The 19,508-nt window shown below is 51.2% G+C and carries 18 protein-coding genes; 10 read left to right on the top strand and 8 right to left on the bottom strand.

Translation table 11 applies throughout. The features are described 5' to 3' along the window. Positions 1-614: tetratricopeptide repeat protein (locus BS639_RS19195; RefSeq protein WP_139804147.1), on the top strand; the 614-nt coding region annotated here is incomplete at its 5' end. Positions 615-666: 52 nt separating this feature from the next. Continuing rightward, entirely contained in the window at positions 667-1,023 is a 357-nt protein-coding gene (arsC, locus tag BS639_RS19190) for an arsenate reductase (glutaredoxin) (protein WP_055781788.1), read from the top strand. Positions 1,024-1,043: 20 nt separating this feature from the next. Here the strand turns inward: arsC and hda are convergent, their stop codons facing one another. The 3 genes from hda to upp all read right to left on the bottom strand — a co-directional run bounded on the left by hda (position 1,044) and on the right by upp (position 3,918). After that, entirely contained in the window at positions 1,044-1,751 is a 708-nt protein-coding gene (gene hda / locus BS639_RS19185; RefSeq protein WP_055781785.1) for a DnaA inactivator Hda, read from the bottom strand. A gap of 176 nt (positions 1,752-1,927) precedes the next feature. Further along, entirely contained in the window at positions 1,928-3,220 is a 1,293-nt protein-coding gene (gene uraA / locus BS639_RS19180; protein ID WP_055781783.1) for a uracil permease, read from the bottom strand. 71 nt (positions 3,221-3,291) lie between these two features. Next, positions 3,292-3,918, bottom strand: coding sequence for a uracil phosphoribosyltransferase (upp, locus tag BS639_RS19175; RefSeq protein ID WP_055781780.1), 627 nt, complete (start codon positions 3,916-3,918; stop codon positions 3,292-3,294). A 265-nt stretch (positions 3,919-4,183) separates the two neighbouring features. Between upp and purM the strand changes: the two genes are divergently transcribed. The 6 genes from purM (at position 4,184) to mgtE (ending at position 12,376) form a co-directional block, all read left to right on the top strand. Next, positions 4,184-5,221, top strand: coding sequence for a phosphoribosylformylglycinamidine cyclo-ligase (gene purM, locus BS639_RS19170; protein WP_055781777.1), 1,038 nt, complete (start codon positions 4,184-4,186; stop codon positions 5,219-5,221). Between the two features lie 158 nt (positions 5,222-5,379). After that, positions 5,380-6,018, top strand: a complete 639-nt coding sequence (purN, locus tag BS639_RS19165) for a phosphoribosylglycinamide formyltransferase (protein WP_084984059.1) — start codon at positions 5,380-5,382, stop codon at positions 6,016-6,018. A gap of 181 nt (positions 6,019-6,199) precedes the next feature. After that, positions 6,200-6,775, top strand: a complete 576-nt coding sequence (gene speG / locus BS639_RS19160; RefSeq protein ID WP_055781771.1) for a spermidine N1-acetyltransferase — start codon at positions 6,200-6,202, stop codon at positions 6,773-6,775. A gap of 190 nt (positions 6,776-6,965) precedes the next feature. Next, positions 6,966-9,050, top strand: a complete 2,085-nt coding sequence (gene ppk1, locus BS639_RS19155; protein WP_055781769.1) for a polyphosphate kinase 1 — start codon at positions 6,966-6,968, stop codon at positions 9,048-9,050. Between the two features lie 21 nt (positions 9,051-9,071). Next, positions 9,072-10,613, top strand: a complete 1,542-nt coding sequence (gene ppx / locus BS639_RS19150; protein ID WP_055781766.1) for an exopolyphosphatase — start codon at positions 9,072-9,074, stop codon at positions 10,611-10,613. Positions 10,614-10,942: 329 nt separating this feature from the next. Further along, the gene (gene mgtE, locus BS639_RS19140) at positions 10,943-12,376 is read left to right on the top strand and encodes a magnesium transporter (RefSeq protein ID WP_055781761.1); all 1,434 of its coding nucleotides are present in this window, start codon (positions 10,943-10,945) and stop codon (positions 12,374-12,376) included. 117 nt (positions 12,377-12,493) lie between these two features. Here the strand turns inward: mgtE and BS639_RS19135 are convergent, their stop codons facing one another. The 5 genes from BS639_RS19135 to alkA all read right to left on the bottom strand — a co-directional run bounded on the left by BS639_RS19135 (position 12,494) and on the right by alkA (position 16,957). Then, positions 12,494-12,649, bottom strand: a complete 156-nt coding sequence (locus BS639_RS19135; RefSeq protein ID WP_139804148.1) for a DUF2474 domain-containing protein — start codon at positions 12,647-12,649, stop codon at positions 12,494-12,496. 100 nt (positions 12,650-12,749) lie between these two features. After that, on the bottom strand, positions 12,750-13,757 hold the full coding sequence (gene cydB, locus BS639_RS19130; RefSeq protein WP_055781755.1) for a cytochrome d ubiquinol oxidase subunit II: 1,008 nt from the start codon (positions 13,755-13,757) through the stop codon (positions 12,750-12,752). Positions 13,758-13,759: 2 nt separating this feature from the next. Continuing rightward, on the bottom strand, positions 13,760-15,175 hold the full coding sequence (locus BS639_RS19125; RefSeq protein WP_055781753.1) for a cytochrome ubiquinol oxidase subunit I: 1,416 nt from the start codon (positions 15,173-15,175) through the stop codon (positions 13,760-13,762). 213 nt (positions 15,176-15,388) lie between these two features. Next, positions 15,389-15,784 carry a DUF2946 domain-containing protein gene (locus BS639_RS19120; protein WP_072156511.1) on the bottom strand — a complete coding sequence of 132 codons (396 nt, stop codon included), beginning with the start codon at positions 15,782-15,784 and terminating at the stop codon, positions 15,389-15,391. A 273-nt stretch (positions 15,785-16,057) separates the two neighbouring features. Beyond that, entirely contained in the window at positions 16,058-16,957 is a 900-nt protein-coding gene (alkA, locus tag BS639_RS19115) for a DNA-3-methyladenine glycosylase 2 (protein WP_233427713.1), read from the bottom strand. Positions 16,958-17,018: 61 nt separating this feature from the next. Between alkA and BS639_RS19110 the strand changes: the two genes are divergently transcribed. Continuing rightward, entirely contained in the window at positions 17,019-17,471 is a 453-nt protein-coding gene (locus BS639_RS19110) for an acyltransferase (protein ID WP_055781747.1), read from the top strand. Between the two features lie 617 nt (positions 17,472-18,088). Then, the gene (yegD, locus tag BS639_RS19105; RefSeq protein ID WP_084984058.1) at positions 18,089-19,441 is read left to right on the top strand and encodes a molecular chaperone; all 1,353 of its coding nucleotides are present in this window, start codon (positions 18,089-18,091) and stop codon (positions 19,439-19,441) included. The last annotated feature ends 67 nt before the right edge of the window (positions 19,442-19,508 follow it).

The following is a 19,508-nucleotide window of genomic DNA, read 5'->3' as shown; positions in this document are numbered from 1 at the left end:
ATGGCACCGAGGATCATCCGCTAACCGATGACTATCTCAAGCAGCTTAGCCAAGGCAACGTGCGTGAACAAAATGCCGCGCAGTATGGCAAGGCAATGCTTTTCTATAAGGCCAAAAGTAATACTCAGGCCAGAAATATCCTCGAGCAGATGCTCAGTAAAGACCCGGGTAATATCTGGTACCTCGATTTACTGACCGATATCGATATCGACCAGAAACGCGCTCCGCAGGCTATTGCACGACTCGAAAAGGCCAATGCCGCGACCAGTAAAGACGCTGTGCTACAGTTGAACTTGGCCAATGCTTATATAGAAGGGGGTCAGTTTGCTAAGGCCAGCCGGCTGCTTTATCGCTACACTTATGCTCATCAGGACGATCCCAACGGATGGGATTTACTGACGCAGGCCGTTGCGGAACAAGGTCTTCGCGCTCAGGAACTGGCCGCACGTGCTGAAAGTATGGCATTAGTCGGTCGTCTCGATCAGTCCATCAGCATGCTGAGCAATGCCAGCGCGCTGTCAAAACTTGGCAGTCTGGATCAGGCTCGCTATGACGCCCGCATTGACCAGCTACGCCAATTGCAAAAACGCTTCCAGCAATATCAGAAAGGCTGACCTAATCGTGACTATTTCTCAGTCAATGCTGGAGCAAAATAAGGAGATATTTATGAAGCACGATGTCGCTATCTATCACAACCCGCGATGCAGCAAGAGCCGTGAGACGTTAAAGCTGCTAGAAGAAAAAGGCATCAAGCCTGACGTTATCCTCTATCTCGAGACGCCGCCCTCCCTCGATACCCTGAAAAAATTGCAGCAGGAACTGGGCTTTACCTCCGCCAGAGAGATGATGCGTACCAAAGAAGAGGTTTATAAGGAGTTGAAGCTTGACGATAAAAGCCTGAGCGATGAGCAGCTCCTGCAGGCCGTTGCCGACAGTCCGCGCCTGCTTGAACGCCCTATCGTGGTGAAAAAGGGTAAAGCGCGTCTGGGCCGTCCGCCCGAGCAGGTGCTGGAGATCCTCTAACGCTTTGCAGACCTTGGTGATTAAAGGCTGAGGGTCTCTTTCACAAAAGGGATAGTCAGTTTGCGCTGCGCCGTGATTGAGGCCCTGTCGAGCTGGTCGAGGGTCATAAACAGCGTTCTCATCTCGCGATCCAGACGTTTTAACAGGAAACGTCCTACGTCCTCCGGCAGCTCAAAGCCGCGCAGTTTAGATCGCAGTTGCAACGCCTGGAGTTTTTCTTCGTCAGACAACGGCTGCAGACGATAGATTTGCCCCCAGTCAAGGCGCGAAGCCAGGTCCGGCAGGCCAAGATTCAGCTGACGCGGCGGGCGATCGCCGGTAATAAACAGACGTGTACGGCCGGTTTCGAGAATTCGATTATAGAGGTGGAAAACGGCCGCTTCCCAAGCTTCGTCACCGGCAATGCCTTCAATATTATCGATGCACACCAGTGCCAGTTGCTCCATTCCGTCGAGTACTTCAGGCACAAAATAAGCGCGTTTGTCTAAAGGAACATAGCCGACAGCCTCACCGCGCAGCGAAAGTTCTGCGCAGGCTGCGTGCAGCAGATGACTGCGTCCCCCGCCTTCTCGCGACCAGAAATAGACATAAGTGCCGTGTTCCTGCTGCAACGCGGTTTGAATAGCGGAGAGCAGCGAGGTGTTCTCCCCCGGATAAAAACTGGCAAAGGTTTCGTCATCGGGAAGATAAAGTGGCAGGGAAAGCTGTGCCGGCGTATTCAGAAGCACCTCAACCAAAACTGGCGAATAATAAAACGTCAGGGCAAATATTTAATCACAGAATTCTATCATAGGATCCGTGAAGAATTGAACTTTAGGTACGCTAAACGCTGGTTAAGCGAGCGACTTACCGAGCAAAACAGCGTTTGCCCGGTAAAACTTGCCTGAGTTTAACGAAAATCCGCTTAAACGGTCGGCGTATTGCGATCGTCAGGCACGTCGATGATCTCTTCTTCACCGCGATACACGTCGATAACCTTAAACAGCAGGCTCAAGAAAACACCCACAACGGTGGCCAGCGCCATGCCCTTAAGTTCGGCGGCACCAATGTGCACTTTCGCCCCGCTCACGCCGATAATCAGGATAATCGAGGTCAGGATCAGATTTTTAGGCTTGTTATAATCGACTTTGGATTCGATCAGTACGCGGATCCCCGAAGCGCCGATCACGCCGTAGAGCAACAGTGAGACACCGCCCATCACCGGAACCGGCACCGCCTGGATCGCCGCGGCCAGTTTGCCCACGCACGAAAGTAGGATCGCAAGAATGGCCGCGCCGCCGATAACCCAGGTGCTGTAAACCTTGGTTATCGCCATCACACCAATGTTTTCGCCGTAGGTAGTATTAGGCGTGGATCCAAAAAATCCTGACAGCACGGTCGACAGTCCGTTTGCCAGCATTGAACGATGTAGCCCGGGGTCACGCAGTAAATCCTTTTTAACGATGTTGGCTGTAACCACCAGATGCCCGACGTGCTCGGCAATAACCACCAGAGCAGCAGGCAGAATGGTCAAAATCGCCACCCATTCAAAACGTGGTGTATAGAAGGTTGGCAGTGCAAACCAGTGCGCCTTTTCAATTGCCGAGACATCAACCACGCCCATGAAATACGACAGTGCATAGCCCACCAGCACGCCGATAAGTATAGGGATGATCGCCAAAAAGCCGCGAAAAAGCACCGAACCCAGCACCGTTACCGACAGTGTTACCACCGAAATAATAACCGTCGTGCTGTCGGCCGAGGTGCCTTCGGCGGGAAGCAGCCCCGCCATGTTAGCGGCCACACCCGCGAGTTCGAGTCCGATAACCGCCACAATCGCGCCCATCGCCGCCGGCGGGAACATCACGTTTATCCAGCCTATGCCCGCTTTTTTAACAATAAGCGCGACCAGACAAAAGAGTAGCCCGCAGACGATAAATCCGCCCAGCGCCACTTCGTAGCCCATCGGTAACAGCAGTAGGACCGGCGAGATAAAGGCAAAGCTCGAGCCGAGGTAGGCCGGAATTTTGCCTTTACAGATAAAGAGGTAAAGCAGAGTGCCAATACCGTTAAACAGCAAAACTGTGGCCGGATTTATTTTAAAAAGAATCGGCACCAGCACGGTTGCGCCAAACATGGCAAACAGATGTTGAAAGCTGAGGGGGATAGTCTGCAATAATGGCGGACGCTCGCTGACCCCAATAACCCGTCGTGTCATATAGTTACCCTATCAAAAAAATATCACGCTAAAAAAATCAAAAAAAAGCCGACTTCTCAGTCGGCTAATGCTTACTTGGTACCAAATATTTTATCGCCTGCGTCACCGAGGCCCGGGATAATGTACCCCTTATCGTTTAGCCCCTGGTCAATCGAGGCGGTGTACAGCTCAACCTCCGGGTGCGCCTTCTCGAGGGCGGCAATCCCTTCCGGTGCTGCAACCAGCACCAGCACTTTAATGCTTTGGCAGCCGGCTTTTTTCAGCAGATCGATAGTGGCAATCATTGACCCCCCCGTCGCCAGCATCGGGTCAACCACCAGCGCCATGCGTTCTTCTATATTAGAGGCCAGCTTCTGGAAGTAAGGCACCGGCAGCAGCGTTTCTTCGTCGCGGTACACGCCGACAACGCTGATGCGAGCACTTGGCACATGTTCCAATACGCCTTCCATCATGCCCAAACCCGCACGCAGAATAGGCACTACGGTGATTTTCTTGCCTTTAATCTGTTCAATTTCAACCGGACCGTTCCAACCTTCGATGGTCACCTTCTCAGTTTGAAGGTCTGCGGTTGCTTCATAGGTCAGTAAACTGCCTACCTCAGAAGCCAGTTCGCGAAAGCGTTTTGTGCTGATGTCATTTTCACGCATCAGTCCCAGCTTGTGTTTTACCAGCGGGTGTTTCACTTCAACGATCTTCATTTTTCTCTCTCTCCTAAGGCTGCTGACCAAAAAAATCGCGTGATTATAACGCCTTTTATTTTCAACGCCAGCGCCAATGACTGATGCGGATCAACGAGTTTGCACAAAGTCACTGAAATTTATTTTCTCAGCGTATTCTGAGTATAGATAGATAAACATAACGAGACCTCTCGCAAACGTTTGCCTGCGCTGTTAGAATTAGCGCGCTTCAAGCTTCCAGTTTTTAACAACAACCACAAAACGCATACGTCGTGGGGATTCCGCAGTGACCGAAAAGACCTCTCTCAGCTATAAAGACGCAGGTGTGGATATTGATGCAGGCAACGCATTGGTAGACCGCATTAAAGGTGTAGTAAAACAGACTCGTCGTCCAGAAGTCATGGGTGGACTGGGTGGTTTTGGTGCCCTGTGCGCGCTGCCGCAAAAATATCGTGAACCCGTGCTGGTTTCGGGAACCGACGGCGTTGGCACCAAGCTGCGTCTGGCAATGGATTTAAAACGCCACGATACCATTGGTATCGATTTGGTCGCCATGTGTGTGAATGACTTGGTTGTTCAGGGCGCAGAGCCACTGTTCTTCCTGGACTATTACGCGACGGGCAAACTGGATGTGGACACCGCAGCCAGCGTTATCACCGGTATCGCCGAAGGCTGTCTACAGTCTGGCTGTGCGCTGGTCGGTGGCGAAACCGCAGAAATGCCGGGCATGTACCACGGTGATGATTACGACGTCGCAGGATTCTGCGTGGGCGTGGTTGAAAAATCAGAAATTATTGACGGCAGCAAAGTGCAGGACGGCGACGTTCTGGTTGCGCTGGCTTCAAGTGGCCCGCACTCAAACGGCTACTCCCTGGTTCGCAAAATTCTCGAAGTCAGCAAAGCCGATCCTTTGACCACCCGTCTGGCGGACAAAACTCTGGCCGATCATCTGCTTGAACCGACTAAAATCTACGTGAAATCAATTCTTAAACTGATTGAAAACGTTGAGGTTCACGCAATCTGTCACCTTACCGGTGGCGGCTTCTGGGAAAACATCCCGCGCGTCTTGCCAGAAAACACTCAGGCAATTATCGATGAATCAAGCTGGAAATGGCCGGATGTGTTCGGCTGGTTGCAGCAAAATGGCAACGTCAGCAGCCACGAAATGTACCGCACGTTCAACTGCGGCGTGGGCATGCTGGTCGCATTGCCAGCAGAGTTGGCTAATGAAGCTATTGCCCTGCTCAATGACAACGGCGAGCAAGCCTGGATTATCGGCAGTATTAAAGCTTCCGACTCAGAAGAACGCGTTATCATTAAATAACTAAAATTTGCTGCAACGTTTATGCAGGTAAATTTTTACCGAGCTGTTCGCGTTGTAGCAAGGCCGCGAGCCTGTGGATCCCGATGAGCTGACATCAGTCGTTGATTCGGGTACACAGGTGAAGCTAACGCCGCGACAGCGTTAAGAGCGAAGGTAAAATGAAAAGGATTGTTGTTTTAGTTTCTGGCGATGGAAGCAACCTCCAGGCATTAATCGATTCCTGCCAGCAGGGAAGAGTTAACGCCACACTCAGTGCCGTTTTCAGTAATAAAGCGTCGGCCTATGGTCTTGAACGCGCGCAGGGGGCGGGTATTCCCGCTCATGCGTTAGACCCAAAGGCGTATGCCGATCGCGTTGCGTTTGACGCCGCTCTTATGGAAGAGATTGACGCCTATCAGCCCGACCTCGTGGTTCTCGCTGGGTATATGCGTATTCTCAGCCCAGATTTCGTGGACCGTTACGCGGGTCGCATGCTGAATATTCACCCTTCTCTGTTGCCGAAATACCCCGGGTTACACACCCATCAAAAGGCTATCGATAATAAAGATGCTGAACACGGCACCTCAGTGCACTTCGTCACTCAGGAGCTCGACGGCGGACCGGTGATACTTCAGGCTAAAGTCCCTGTTTTTGAAGAAGATACCGCTGAAGATTTGAATGAGCGTGTGCAGACTCAGGAGCACAATATTTATCCTCTGGTCGTGAGCTGGTTCGTTGACGGACGCTTGGTTCTGCGCGACGGACAGCCGATTCTCGATGGCAAAACCTTACCTGCCGAAGGCCACGCCGCCGACTAATTTTCTTGTTGACGCAGTGAATACTTTCTTAAACCGGCTATCTGCCGGTTTTTTATTTCCAAATCGCGTCGATGCCCCCTGGTGTAAAAAGTTTAAAAAATGCGCTATCATTGCAATCAAATTGCACAATGCAGTTTTTTAAACTAGTTAACCTAAAATAAATAGAACATTAAGGACCATCATGTTCAGCGCCAACCGCATCAGACTTCGCCCACTGGAAAAGGACGATCTGACGTTCGTACACCGCCTCGATAACAATGCCAACGTCATGCGTTACTGGTTCGAAGAACCTTACGAAGCCTACGTTGAGTTAGAAGATCTCTACGCCAAACACATCCACGACCAAAGCGAGCGTCGCTTTATTACTGAATTTCAAGGCTCCCGTGTCGGCCTGGTTGAACTGGTTGAAATAAACCACATTCACCGCCGCGCTGAATTTCAGATAATCATCGACCCCAACCATCAGGGCCAGGGTTTTGCTAGCGAAGCCGCTCGTTTGGCGATGGATTACGCCTTTTCCGTCCTCAATTTGTACAAATTGTACCTGATTGTTGATAAGGAAAATGACAAGGCTATCCACATCTATCGCAAACTGGGCTTTGAAATGGAAGCCGAGCTTAGAAACGAATTCTTCGTTAACGGCGAATACCGCAGTGTGATCCGCATGTGCATTTTCCAACCGGAATTTTTAGTCCGCTACAAAACTAAAACCGCCGAAAGCCCTGCTATCGAAGCACTGGGCGCGGGCGTACTCTAAGTTATTCTGCTGCCACTCTCTGACGGGTCCCAATATTTCCAAACAATATGGATTTATTGGGATTTATTGGACATTCTTGTCAATCTCTCGCAATAATGAAGGAAGATACTAGGCCCTCTCCCTGAAGGCAGCGCAGGCTGAAAAATGCGTCTTGATGGGCCAGGTTTCAGGCTAAATGAATGGAGTTAACATGGGTCAGGAAAAACTGTATATAGATAAAGAGTTGAGTTGGTTGTCCTTCAATGAGCGAGTACTACAGGAGGCGGCTGACAAGAGTAACCCGTTGATCGAACGCATGCGCTTTCTGGGGATTTATTCGAACAACCTTGATGAATTCTATAAGGTCCGTTTTGCCGACTTGAAGCGACGTATTCTGATCAGCGAAGAGCAGGGTTTTATCGGCGCTTCACGCCATTTGCTAAAAAAGATCCAAGCAAAGGTGATGCGTATCGATCAGGAATTTGACAGCCTGTACAACGATTTGCTGCTGGAAATGGCCCGCAACCAAATATTTCTTATCAATGAGCGTCAGGTTTCCGAAAACCAGCAGGCCTGGCTGCGTCAGTATTTCAAGCATCACCTGCGCCAATTTATTACGCCAATTTTGGTCAATCAGGAAACGAACCTGGTTCAGTTTCTTAAGGATGACTACACCTATCTGGCGGTAGAAATCATCCGTGGCGAAAAAATAGACTATGCGCTGCTCGAGATCCCTTCCGATAAGGTTCCTCGCTTTGTGAACCTGCCGCCAGAAGCGCCGCGTCGTCGCAAGCCAATGATTCTTTTAGACAATATTCTGCGTTACTGCCTCGACGACATCTTTAAGGGCTTCTTCGATTACGATTCGCTCAACGCCTATTCGATGAAAATGACCCGCGATGCCGAATATGACTTGGTAACAGAAATGGAGTCTAGCCTGCTGGAGCTGATGTCATCGAGCCTGAAGCAGCGTCTGACTGCTGAACCGGTGCGCTTTGTTTACCAGCGCGATATGCCTGATGAAATGGTCGAACTGCTGCGCGAAAAGCTGGGCATTTCCAACTACGATTCCGTCATTCCCGGCGGGCGTTACCACAATTTCAAAGACTTTATTAATTTCCCGAACGTCGGCAAGGCCAACATGGTCAACCGGCCGATTGCGCGCCTTCGTCACCTGTGGTTTGACAATTTCCGCAATGGATTCGCCGCTATTCGCCAGCAGGACGTTCTGCTTTACTACCCTTATTACACCTTCGAGCACGTGCTCGAACTGCTGCGTCAGGCAGCCTTCGATCCTAACGTGCTTTCGATTAAAATTAATATTTATCGCGTCGCCAAAGACTCGCGCATCATTGAATCGATGATCCATGCGGCGCACAACGGTAAAAAAGTCACCGTAGTGGTTGAGCTTCAGGCGCGATTTGACGAAGAGGCCAATATTCACTGGGCCAAGCGCCTGACCGAGGCCGGAGTGCACGTTATTTTCTCTGCGCCGGGGCTTAAGATCCACGCCAAACTATTTCTTATCTCGCGCCGCGAAGATGATGAAATTGTCCGCTATGCTCATATTGGTACCGGCAATTTCAATGAAAAAACGGCCCGTCTGTACACCGATTATTCGTTACTGACCGCCGACTCTCGAATCACCAATGAAGTGCGCCGCGTGTTCAACTTCATTGAAAATCCTTACCGGCCAGTGACCTTTGAACACCTGATGGTGTCGCCACAAAATTCACGCAGTATGCTGTATGCGCTGATAGACCAGGAAATCGCCAACGCGCAGGCCGGCGAGAAGGCAGGGATCACCCTTAAAATAAATAATCTCGTCGATAAAGGACTGATCGACAGACTTTATGCCGCCTCCGGCTTCGGCGTGAAAATTCGCTTATTGATCCGCGGTATGTGCTCACTGGTGCCCGATTTGGCAGGCGTCAGCGAAAACATTCAGGTCACCAGCATTGTCGACCGCTATCTTGAACATGACCGCGTTTATGTGTTTGAAAATAAAGGTGACGCAAAGGTCTACCTGTCATCGGCAGACTGGATGACGCGCAATATTGATTACCGAATCGAGGTGGCGGTTGCCCTGCTCGATCCGGTGATAAAACAGCGCGTGCTAGACCTGCTGGCGATACAGTTCAGTGACACGGTGAAAGCAAGAGTTATTGATAAAGAGCTCAGTAACCGTTATGTTCCACGCGGAAATCGTCGCAAGGTGCGCGCTCAGGTGGCGATCTATGACTATTTAAAAGCGTTTGAACTTAATAATCAAACACCACCTAAAGACCCTGCGTGATACTTTGGAGCATACAAACTCATGCCGTTAAACAGCTCAATGACTGCCAAACCACAGGAAATTGCCGCTATCGACCTTGGGTCAAACAGTTTTCATATGGTGATAGCCCGCGTCGTTAACGGCGCACTCCAGGTATTAGGCCGATTGAAGCAGCGCGTTCATCTGGCAGACGGTCTGGACAGTAATAGCAAACTGAGCGAAGAGGCCATTCAGCGCGGTCTTGACTGTCTTGCGCTGTTTGCTGAACGGCTACAGGGTTTCTCAGGTGAGAACGTGACTATTGTAGGCACTCACTCACTGCGTCAGGCGATTAATGCCGAAGAGTTTCTGCTGCGTGCTGCTGAAGTCATTCCCTATCCGATTGAGATTATCTCGGGTCAGGAAGAGGCGCGTCTGATTTTTATGGGTGTTGAGCACACTCAACCCGAGAAAGGCCGTAAGCTGGTGATTGATATCGGCGGTGGCTCAACCGAATTGGTGATCGGCGAAGACTTCGAACCACTGCTGGCCGAAAGTCGCCGCATGGGCTGTGTGAGTTTTGCCCAGCTGTTTTTCCGCGGTGGCGAAATCAGCCGCAGTAATTTTAAACGCGCCCGACTGGCCGCCGCGCAAAAGCTCGAAACGCTGGCCTGGCAATATCGCCTGCAAGGCTGGCAATATGCGCTCGGCGCCTCCGGAACAATCAAAGCTGCCCATGAAGTGCTGATTGAAATGGGTGAGAAAGACGGATTAATCACCGCCGAACGTCTGGAGATGTTGGCTGACGAAGTGATGAAGTATAAAAATTTCTCCTCACTCAGCCTGCCGGGTCTTTCAGAAGACCGTCAGTCGGTGTTCGTGCCCGGATTAGCTATTCTGTGCGGTGTATTTGACGCGTTGGCAATCAAAGAGCTGCGCTTGTCCGACGGCGCGCTGCGTGAAGGCGTGCTGTACGAAATGGAAGGTCGTTTTCGTCATCAGGATATTCGCAGCCGCACCGCAAAAAGCCTGGCCGATCACTACAACATCGACCGCGAACAGGCTCGTCGGGTATTGGAAACCACCGAGACGCTGTACACGCAGTGGTTGGCGCAAAATGCGACACTCGCTCAGCCGCAGCTAGAATCGCTGCTCAAGTGGGCGTCTATGCTGCATGAAGTGGGCCTGGGCATTAACCACAGCGGCATGCATCGTCATTCTGCCTATATTTTGCAGAACTCAAATTTGCCGGGCTTTACGCAGGAACAGCAAACGCTGCTCGCTACGCTGGTGCGTTTTCAGCGTAAAGCGATTCGCTTGGATGATCTACCGCGCCTTAATCTGTTCAAGAAAAAACACTATTTGCCGCTTATTCAGCTGCTACGCCTCGGCGCGCTGTTGAACAATCAGCGTCAGGCCACCACGCAGCCTGAAAGTCTGCGACTGCATACCGACGACAACCACTGGACGCTGCGTTTCCCGGCCGGATTCATGGCGCAGAACAACTTGGTTCAGCTGGATTTCGAACGTGAGCAAAATTACTGGAGCGATGTAACCGGCTGGAAACTGATGCTGGAAGAGGAAGAAGGCGAGCAAGAACAGTAGCGCCCTCTCATTTGCGATGCGCGCCCTTCCGCTGAGGAAGAGCGCGCGTGGCCCCACCTCAAATGACACTGTAGATACCACAATGCGTAAAAGAAATAACATAAAGATGACGAAAATCGTTCTGACGATAAGCTTCATAATCTTGTTTGGACGTCTGATCTACGCCGCAATAGGGTCTTATTCCCATCATAAAAGTCAGAAACAGGCGCAGGTTGAACAAAGTATGTCCTCAGCAACACAAGAAAATCCGTCAGATAAAACGCCTTAACCGTTATTCCGCCCTTATTTTAACGCGCCATTTTAGTTTCCAGATTGCAGAAGGACTCTGAATGTCAGCAGCAAAACCGCAGAACCATTCACAGAAACTGGCAGAATTACGCCATCATATTCTTGATTTACTGCTTAATAACGATGATTTAGCCGACAGCATCCTCGGTGAAAAGTCAGCAGAAAGCCGCAACACTCTTCTGATGGACCAAACCGCTGACCTCAGCGCCAGCGTTGCCAGCCTTCACGCCGCCGACCTTGCCGATATACTCGAAGCACTGCCCGAGCGTCAGCGTCTGGCACTGTGGAGCCTGGTAGATACTTCGGCGCGCGGCAAGGCGCTGGTTGAAGTGTCAGAAACGGTTTGGGACAGCCTGATTGAAGAGATGAGTGACCGAGACCTGCTCAAGGCGATCGCCCTGCTAGACCTTGACGATCAGGTCTATCTGGCCGAGTACCTGCCGCGTGATTTGACCGGTCGCGTACTGACCTCACTTGAACCCCGCCTGCGCGACAAAGTGCGCGAGGTCATGAAGTTCGGTAAAACCTCGGTTGGCCGTATTATGGACTTCGAACTGTTGTCCATTCGCCCCGACGTCACATTGGCCACCGTACAACGCTATCTGCGCTTTCGCAAAATCATTCCAAAAGGCAGCGATAAACTGTTTGTCACCGACCGCAAAAATCTGCTGATCGGTGAACTGCCCTTAACCACCGTGCTGCTCAATGCACCACAGCGGCGGGTGAGTGAAGTCATGAATGATGACCCAACCTGCTTCAGCCCCGATGACAAAGCCGACGATGCCGCCGGTGCGTTTGAGCGCTATGACCTGATAACCGCGCCGGTAGTAGACTTAAAAGGCAAGCTGATGGGCCGACTGACGGTTGAGTCTATTGTCGATTTTGTTAACGAAGACTCTGATACCAACATCCGTCGCATGGGTGGCCTAAGCCCGGAAGAAGACATTTTCTCGCCGGTGACCAAGGCGGTGAAAAATCGTTGGGCCTGGCTGGCCATCAACCTGTGCACCGCCTTTGTCGCCTCGCGCGTTATTGGGCTATTTGAGCACACCATTTCCGAGTTGGTGGCACTGGCGGCGTTGATGCCCATTGTTGCCGGGATCGGCGGAAACACCGGTAACCAGACCATCACCATGATTGTTCGCGGGCTGGCTCTGCATCAAATTCAGCTCGGCAACCTGCCGTTTTTGCTGTTCAGAGAGCTTGGCGTGGCGCTGATTAATGGCCTCGTTTGGGGCGGCCTGATGGGGATTGTGACCTGGCTGCTTTACGGTAATATGGCGATGGGCGGCGTCATGACTCTGGCAATGGTGCTCAATCTGCTGGTGGCGGCGCTAATGGGGGTGATAATTCCGTTAACAATGGTGAAGCTCGGACGTGACCCAGCGTTGGGAGCGAGCGTGATGATTACGGCGCTGACCGACACCGGTGGATTCTTTATCTTCCTGGGTCTTGCCACCGTCTTCCTGCTGTAACACTTTCTTGTTTCTATGCCATCCTGGCTACTGCAAGCCGCTCCCTGAAACTCAGGGAGCGATGAGGTATACGCCAACATACTCGCCGCTAATTATCTCAACACTTACCTGCGCAAATTAGCCGTGCGTTCTCATTCCGGCAGCAAACATCAAGATGTGAAACGCGCTGGCGACCACGAACAAAGCCAGTACGCTGCCGCCGTAGATAATCACCAACCAGGAAATCTTTTTCCAGAAAGAGACATTTTTCGCCGGTACGGTTTTGTCGTCCATCTTTTGAATATTAATAAGACTTTTCATTCAGTCCTCCAACCTTTTGAAAAAAGAGGGGCAGCGCATTGCCCGCCCCTCTCGTTATCACGTCAACACGTTATCAGTGGTAACCCTGATCCGGCGTCACTTTCCCACGGAACACATAGTAGCTCCAGAAGGTGTAAACCAAGATGATCGGGATAATCACCAGCGCACCAACCAGAATGAAGCCTTGGCTCTGCGGCGGGGACGATGCCTGCCAATAAGTGATGGACGGTGGAATAATGTTTGGCCAAACGCTGATGCCCAAACCGCTGTAGCCCAGGAACACCAACGCCAGCGTGAGCAGGAACGGCGTATAATGGGCATTGCGGTTTACCGCTTTCACCAACCAGAATGACACCAGCAGCACCAGAACAGGTACCGGCAGGAACCAGAACAGGTTAGGTCTGCTGAACCAGCGATGCGCGATGTCAGCGTGGGTCATTGGTGTCCAGATACTGACAATAGCCAGCACGGCCAGCAGGGTGAACAGCAAAGGTTTCGCCATGTCGTGCATTTTTTGCTGCAGCGAACCTTGGGTTTTCATGATAAGCCAAGTACAGCCAATCAAGGCGTAAGCCACGATCAGACCCAGACCACAGAACACAGTGAACGGCGTCAGCCAATCCATCGGGCCACCGGCGTAAACGCGGTTAACAACCGGCATACCGTCGATGAAAGCACCCAGCACCACGCCCTGACAGAAGGTAGCCACCAGTGAACCCCAGATGAAGGATTTGTCCCAGATGTGACGCTTTTCTTCACTGGCCTTGAAACGGAATTCAAACGCCACGCCGCGGAAAATCAGGCCAAACAGCATGATGGTCAATGGCATCGCCAATGCATCAAGGATCACCGAGTAGGCCAGCGGGAACGCACCATAAAGGCCCGCCCCCCCCAGCACCAGCCAGGTTTCGTTACCGTCCCAAACGGGGGCGACGGTGTTCATCATCACATCACGATCTTCACTCTTTTTAACGAAAGGAAAGAGCAGACCAATACCTAAGTCGAAGCCATCCATTACGACATACATCATGATGCCGAAAATGATAATGACGAACCAGATCAACGGCAAGTCGATACCCATTATTAGCTCCTGGAATCTAGTTTTTCATCTACTGCAGAAAGTGGACGCGATGGGGTACGTGTTTGACCCGGGCCACCGTGCTCGTGAGTTTCGCCTTCGTGTGCCTGAGGGCCTTTCTTAATCAGGCGCATCATGTAGGCATAGCCCACACCGAATACGGAACAGTAGATAACAATGAAGGCAATCAGCGTGATGCTCATGTGCACAACACCGTGCGCCGAAACCGCGTCTTTGGTACGCAGCAGACCATAAACAACCCACGGCTGACGACCCACTTCTGTCGTGAACCAGCCCGCCAGCAGTGCAATAAGACCCGACGGCCCCATCAGCAGCATAAAGCGCAGGAAGTTTTTGTTCTCATACATCGTACCGCGACGACGCAGCCACAGGCCCACGAAGCCGGACAAAATCATCAGCATGCCCAAACCGGCCATGATGCGGAATGACCAGAACACTACGGTCGAATCAGGACGGTCTTCTTTAGGGAAAGACTTAAGCGCCGGGATCTGCTTGGTCAGGCTGTGCGTCAAGATCAGGCTTCCGAGATCGGGAATTTCAATCTTGTACTTGGTCTCTTCGGCATCCATGTCTGGCCAACCGACCAACACCAACGGCGTAGGTTTGTTGTCCAGGTTTTCCCAGTGACCTTCAATCGCAGCAATCTTGGCTGGCTCATACTTCAGGGTGTTCAGACCGTGCGCATCCCCCAGGAATGCCTGGATTGGAGAGACGATCAGCGCCATCCACATGGCCATCGAGAACATTTTGCGGGTCGCCGCCGTGTTGTTTCCGCGCAGCAAGTGGTATGCCGCGGCAGAAGCCACAAAGAACGCCGAGGCCAGGAATGCGGCCACGCTCATGTGCATGAGACGGAACGGGAAAGACGGGTTGAAAATAACTTTCAGCCAGTCAACCGGCACAATCAGACCGTTTACGATGCTGTAACCCTGCGGGGTATGCATCCAGCTGTTTGAGGCCAGGATCCAGAAGGTTGAGAAGATAGTTCCCAGGGCCACCATGCAGGTGGAGAAAAAGTGCAGGCCAGGGCCAACACGGTTCCAACCAAAGAGCATAACGCCCAAGAAGCCAGCTTCGAGGAAGAATGCGGTCAGTACTTCATAGGTCAACAGGGGACCCGTGATAGCACCGGCGAAATCAGAGAAGCCGCTCCAGTTAGTACCGAATTGGTAAGCCATAACCAGACCAGAGACGACGCCCATACCGAAGTTTACGGCGAAGACTTTGGACCAGAAATGATAAAGATCGCGATAGGCATCTTGTTTTGTTTTCAGCCAGAGCCCTTCGAGCACAGCCAGAAAACTCGCCAAACCTATGGTGATAGCCGGGAAAATAATGTGAAACGACACTGTAAAGGCGAACTGGGTCCTTGCAAGATCCAGTGCAGTTAAGCCAAACATGGCATTACCTCAGATTGCATAGAAAGTTTCATATGACAGACAGTCAGTTTGTTCGAAAAAAGTCGCAGGCGTCCTGAAGCAAAATAAGCAACACGTTACCCAATGACTAAAATAAAAATAAATATATTCTTGGTAGAAAATCCTTTGTAGAAAACCCTTTATGGCTTACTACGGATCCAACACGATGTCTGTAAGTGTAAACGCAGGTGTTAATTAAAAAGGTGGAGCGCGGGGTTGAGACTCCGACAGTTTAAATATACTAAACAGCGGAGAATCGAAACGTTCTCTGGGTAGAACAGAACTCAGTTTACCCGACCACTGAAGCATAACATTTCCCACATTGATTATAGTCAACTGGTCAATTAATGCGCAATGTGAGCAAGATAAATCTTCGTGCACCGAGACATCATTCGCCGACGCGTTCAGCTGCATCTGCATGCGGCCAAGTTGGTCTGAGATTGATGACTGATGGTCCTTGATGCCTGTCGCAATGACTCGGTTTGCCCCCGACACAAAGCTCGCCACCGAGTTCGTCGTTTCAGACGACTCTGCATTACCCATACTAAAGTGTTCCAGCGATCGCGAGATAGCAGGAGCAAGCAGTAACATGAGTATCGCGAAGATACCCCACCACGCGGGTGAGAAACTTCGTGAAGAGTTGATCAAGATTAAAGACACGTTCAGCCTAATGAAGTAGAGAAATTTCGATTCGCATGAATTGTACGTGTATTTCTTTAAAATGTTAAAAAACTTTCGGCCACTTTGTGCGGTTTTTTGATTTCAAATTCTGTCGATGTAAATAGGATTTCATTTATTTAATAACTGCATCCTTATGGATACTATGGGATAACATTTATTATCAACAAATTTAACAATTGATTATTATGGTTTCCAATTAGGGTTATTCCAAATAAGTAACGTCGCGTAACTTCTCCACGGTTTCCAAATTTGAGCATAGCGATTTATTGTCGCTGGCGTCATATTTGGAAACCGTTGCTTAATTAAATAGTCACTGTGCAGAAAAATATCCCTTTCTCCCCACGCACGCATCGCGACGTAATTTGCCGTCCAGGCACCAATGCCAGGCATAGCCACTAATTGTCTGATGCCCTGCTCGACATCGCAAATGCTGTAAAGAGGCAGCTCACCGTTTTGCACCGCCTTGGCGATACCAATCAGACAGGCCGCGCGTTTGGACTGCACACCGATAGCGCGCAGGTCCTCAACGCTGAGTGCAGCAATGCGCTGCGGCGTAGGAAACAGCAGAGTCAGGTTGGCAAACGGAGTGACTATCGGCTCACCGCACAGCGCGGCAAGTCGGGCACAAAAAGTGGCGGCCATTTTAATGCTCACCAGTTGGCCGAGAATCGCGCGTACGGTAAGCTCAAAACTGTCGATGCAGCCCGGCAGCCGCAGTCCCGCGTCGTCGACGGCCAATGGGCCCAACGTTTGTGCAATCTCCTGCGGATTGGCATCCAAATCCAGTAAATTGCTGACCCGCTTTTTAACCTCTTCACGATGTGACGCCAACGAAGCAGAAATCTCAAGCTCAACGGCGTGCTTATCCTTAAGAGGTCGCCAGCAAATCCAGCCACTTACTGCGCTCTTCCCCTGCCCCACCGTCAGCGTGCGCCGATAGACAATCTGAGTTAACTCACCGTCGTCATCCGCCGCGCTTTCAAAATGCTCAATGCCCGCCAGCGCCCTCGCCCCAAGAAACGCAGCCATCCAGTTCCAGTCATACGGAGGCATATAAGGAAGAAGATATTTTGTCGGTTGCACGCGGGCGATCCCTTAATAAGTTGTATAATGACTCTGTCACGGAAAGAGCGATGGGAAAATAATGCAGATTATTGAATGTAGCATAAGGGATGTGAAAGCAGGGCAGAACGTCAGGGTGATGATGCCCTCTAACGTCTACGGCTGCACCTTAGGGGATGAGGTTTTCGTCGGCCCGTTTGTCGAGATACAAAAAGGCTGCATTATTGGACGCGGCAGTAAAATACAGTCGCACTCTTTTTTATGTGAAAACGTCACTCTGGGCGAAAACTGCTTTATTGGGCACGGCGTCACCTTTGCCAACGATTTGTTCAAAAGCGGCGCACCCGACGCCAATGCGGAAAATTGGCTGAGCATCGTTCTGGGCGATAACGTCACTCTCGGCAGTGGTGCTACCATCCTCACTGACACGATTTGCAGCGGTGCCGTCATCGGCGCGGGCAGCGTAGTGGTGAAACCCATTACGGTTAAAGGTGTTTATGTCGGTAATCCGGCGCGGTGGGTCAGAGAGTTGTAATATCGCCGCGTCTTCATAGGCAGGCATGGCGATAACAAAAGGTAAAATACGTAGAAACAGACTTTTTACCCTTAGCAACGTCGATAAGGTCATCCCTTCTATTTTCATTTACTGCACTCGGGGAAAAGTGCCATGTGTTTTCTATTTTTCGCAGGGCAGTAAGATTTCATTGCTCTTTACCCGATAAGTTAAATGTTCGCAGTATCGCGAAGCGAGATAAAATCTTTCGCGGGATTTTTTCAAAGCATGTCAATTTTTTGATTAAAACCGCAGCGTGTAAATGTCCATGCTGTTATTGAAACCCCAGTCTTGGGGCTTTTATATTCTTTTCATTTATTTTAAACGAGTACTGCCTTGCCGGATGCGCCATCATCGTATGATTTGTCATTAAGGCATTAGACGACCTGGGTGAAATAAAGTATTTACTATGAATAGCATTCTACTCGTATTGTAATAACACATAGGTTTTTTTAATTTTAAGAATAATATTTATTGTAGCCATGCTATTTATGCAGCATGTGCACTGACACTCACAAAAATTCCGTTTAACTTCTTTCTTGCCTGCCGGCAGCGACTCCGGTAAAGTCGCCCCCCTTCTTTGGCATGGGGAAACCGTGATGTTTATTGGATTTGACTACGGTACGGCGAATTGCTCCGTTGCCGTGATGCGTGACAACAACGCAGAACTTTTGGCACTTGAAAATGGGGACAGCTATTTACCCTCCATGCTGTGCGCCCCAACCCGTGAAGCCGTCAGTGAATGCCTGCATCGCCACTGGCAGGTGCCGACGGGCAGCGATGAAAACCAGCAACTTCTGCGCCGCAGCGTGAGTTTCAACCGCGAAGAAGATATTCAGGTTAATACTCACAGTGTGCATTTTGGTCTACAGGCGCTGGCAACCTATATGGAAGACCCGGAAGACGTTTACTTCGTTCGTTCACCGAAGTCGTTTCTGGGTGCCAACGGCCTGAAGCCACAGCAAATAGCCCTGTTTGAAGACCTGGTCTGCGCCATGATGTTTCACATTAAACGTCAGGCCGAATCAGTATTACAACAGACTATTGAGCAGACGGTCATTGGCCGCCCAATTAACTTCCAGGGCATGGGTGGCGAAGAGGCCAACCGCCAGGCGCAGGGTATTTTGGAACGCGCCGCGGCGCGTGCTGGATTCCGTGATATCGCCTTCCAGTTTGAGCCGGTTGCCGCCGGGCTGGACTTTGAGGCCACGTTGACTGAAGACAAAACCGTGCTGGTCGTGGATATCGGCGGGGGAACCACCGACTGCTCGGTGCTGCTGATGGGGCCAAGCTGGCGCGATAAGGCCGAGCGTCAGCACAGCCTGCTGGGTCACAGCGGCTGCCGCGTTGGCGGTAACGATCTCGACATTATGACCGCATTCAAGCAGTTAACGCCGCAGTTTGGCATGGGCAGCGAAACGCAGAAAGGCATCGCCATGCCTTCACTGCCTTACTGGAACGCCGTAGCAACCAACGACGTGCCCGCGCAGCTCGATTTCTACAGTGTGGCGAACGGCCGTTTACTGCGCGATATGATCCGCGATGCGGCTAATCCCGATCAGGTTAAACGCCTGTTGAAGGTGCACCAGCAGCGACTGAGTTACCGTCTGGTTCGCGCGGCCGAAGAGAGCAAAATTGCGCTGTCTGAGCGCCAGAGCGTGACCGCCGCGTTAGACTTCATCGAAGCCGGGCTAAGCGAAAATATCAGCCAGCAGCAGCTCAGCGAAGCGATTTCTCAGCCGCTGGAGCGCATTCAGGAACAGGTCAGCCTCGCGCTCGCCAGCAGCGAAATTAAGCCGGACGTGATTTATCTCACCGGGGGCAGTGCGCGCTCACCTCTGTTGCGCACTGCGCTGCAGGCCCAGCTGCCGGGTATACCGCTGGTGGGCGGCAATGATTTTGGCTCGGTTACGGCAGGGCTGGCACGCTGGGCGCAGACGCTGTTTAGATAATACCGTAGCGATAAACGCTGATGAACAGGCGATAACAGTTCTGCATTATCACCTTGATAAACCGCCA

The organism is Rouxiella silvae (assembly GCF_002093625.1).
GTDB lineage: Bacteria > Pseudomonadota > Gammaproteobacteria > Enterobacterales > Enterobacteriaceae > Rouxiella > Rouxiella silvae.
The sequence above is the reverse complement of the archived record's forward strand: the minus strand, read 5'-3'. Positions and strand labels throughout refer to the sequence as shown.

Bases quoted from the DNA above. Each gene is read 5' to 3' on its own strand.
- arsC (WP_055781788.1), top strand. From the start codon at position 667: ATGAAGCACGATGTCGCTATCTATCACAACCCGCGATGCAGCAAGAGC.
- uraA (WP_055781783.1), bottom strand. From the start codon at position 3,220: ATGACACGACGGGTTATTGGGGTCAGCGAGCGTCCGCCATTATTGCAG.
- upp (WP_055781780.1), bottom strand. From the start codon at position 3,918: ATGAAGATCGTTGAAGTGAAACACCCGCTGGTAAAACACAAGCTGGGA.
- purN (WP_084984059.1), top strand. From the start codon at position 5,380: ATGAAAAGGATTGTTGTTTTAGTTTCTGGCGATGGAAGCAACCTCCAG.
- speG (WP_055781771.1), top strand. From the start codon at position 6,200: ATGTTCAGCGCCAACCGCATCAGACTTCGCCCACTGGAAAAGGACGAT.
- ppk1 (WP_055781769.1), top strand. From the start codon at position 6,966: ATGGGTCAGGAAAAACTGTATATAGATAAAGAGTTGAGTTGGTTGTCC.
- ppx (WP_055781766.1), top strand. From the start codon at position 9,072: ATGCCGTTAAACAGCTCAATGACTGCCAAACCACAGGAAATTGCCGCT.
- mgtE (WP_055781761.1), top strand. From the start codon at position 10,943: ATGTCAGCAGCAAAACCGCAGAACCATTCACAGAAACTGGCAGAATTA.
- BS639_RS19135 (WP_139804148.1), bottom strand. From the start codon at position 12,649: ATGGACGACAAAACCGTACCGGCGAAAAATGTCTCTTTCTGGAAAAAG.
- cydB (WP_055781755.1), bottom strand. From the start codon at position 13,757: ATGGGTATCGACTTGCCGTTGATCTGGTTCGTCATTATCATTTTCGGC.
- BS639_RS19125 (WP_055781753.1), bottom strand. From the start codon at position 15,175: ATGTTTGGCTTAACTGCACTGGATCTTGCAAGGACCCAGTTCGCCTTT.
- BS639_RS19120 (WP_072156511.1), bottom strand. From the start codon at position 15,784: ATGTTACTGCTTGCTCCTGCTATCTCGCGATCGCTGGAACACTTTAGT.
- BS639_RS19110 (WP_055781747.1), top strand. From the start codon at position 17,019: ATGCAGATTATTGAATGTAGCATAAGGGATGTGAAAGCAGGGCAGAAC.
- yegD (WP_084984058.1), top strand. From the start codon at position 18,089: ATGTTTATTGGATTTGACTACGGTACGGCGAATTGCTCCGTTGCCGTG.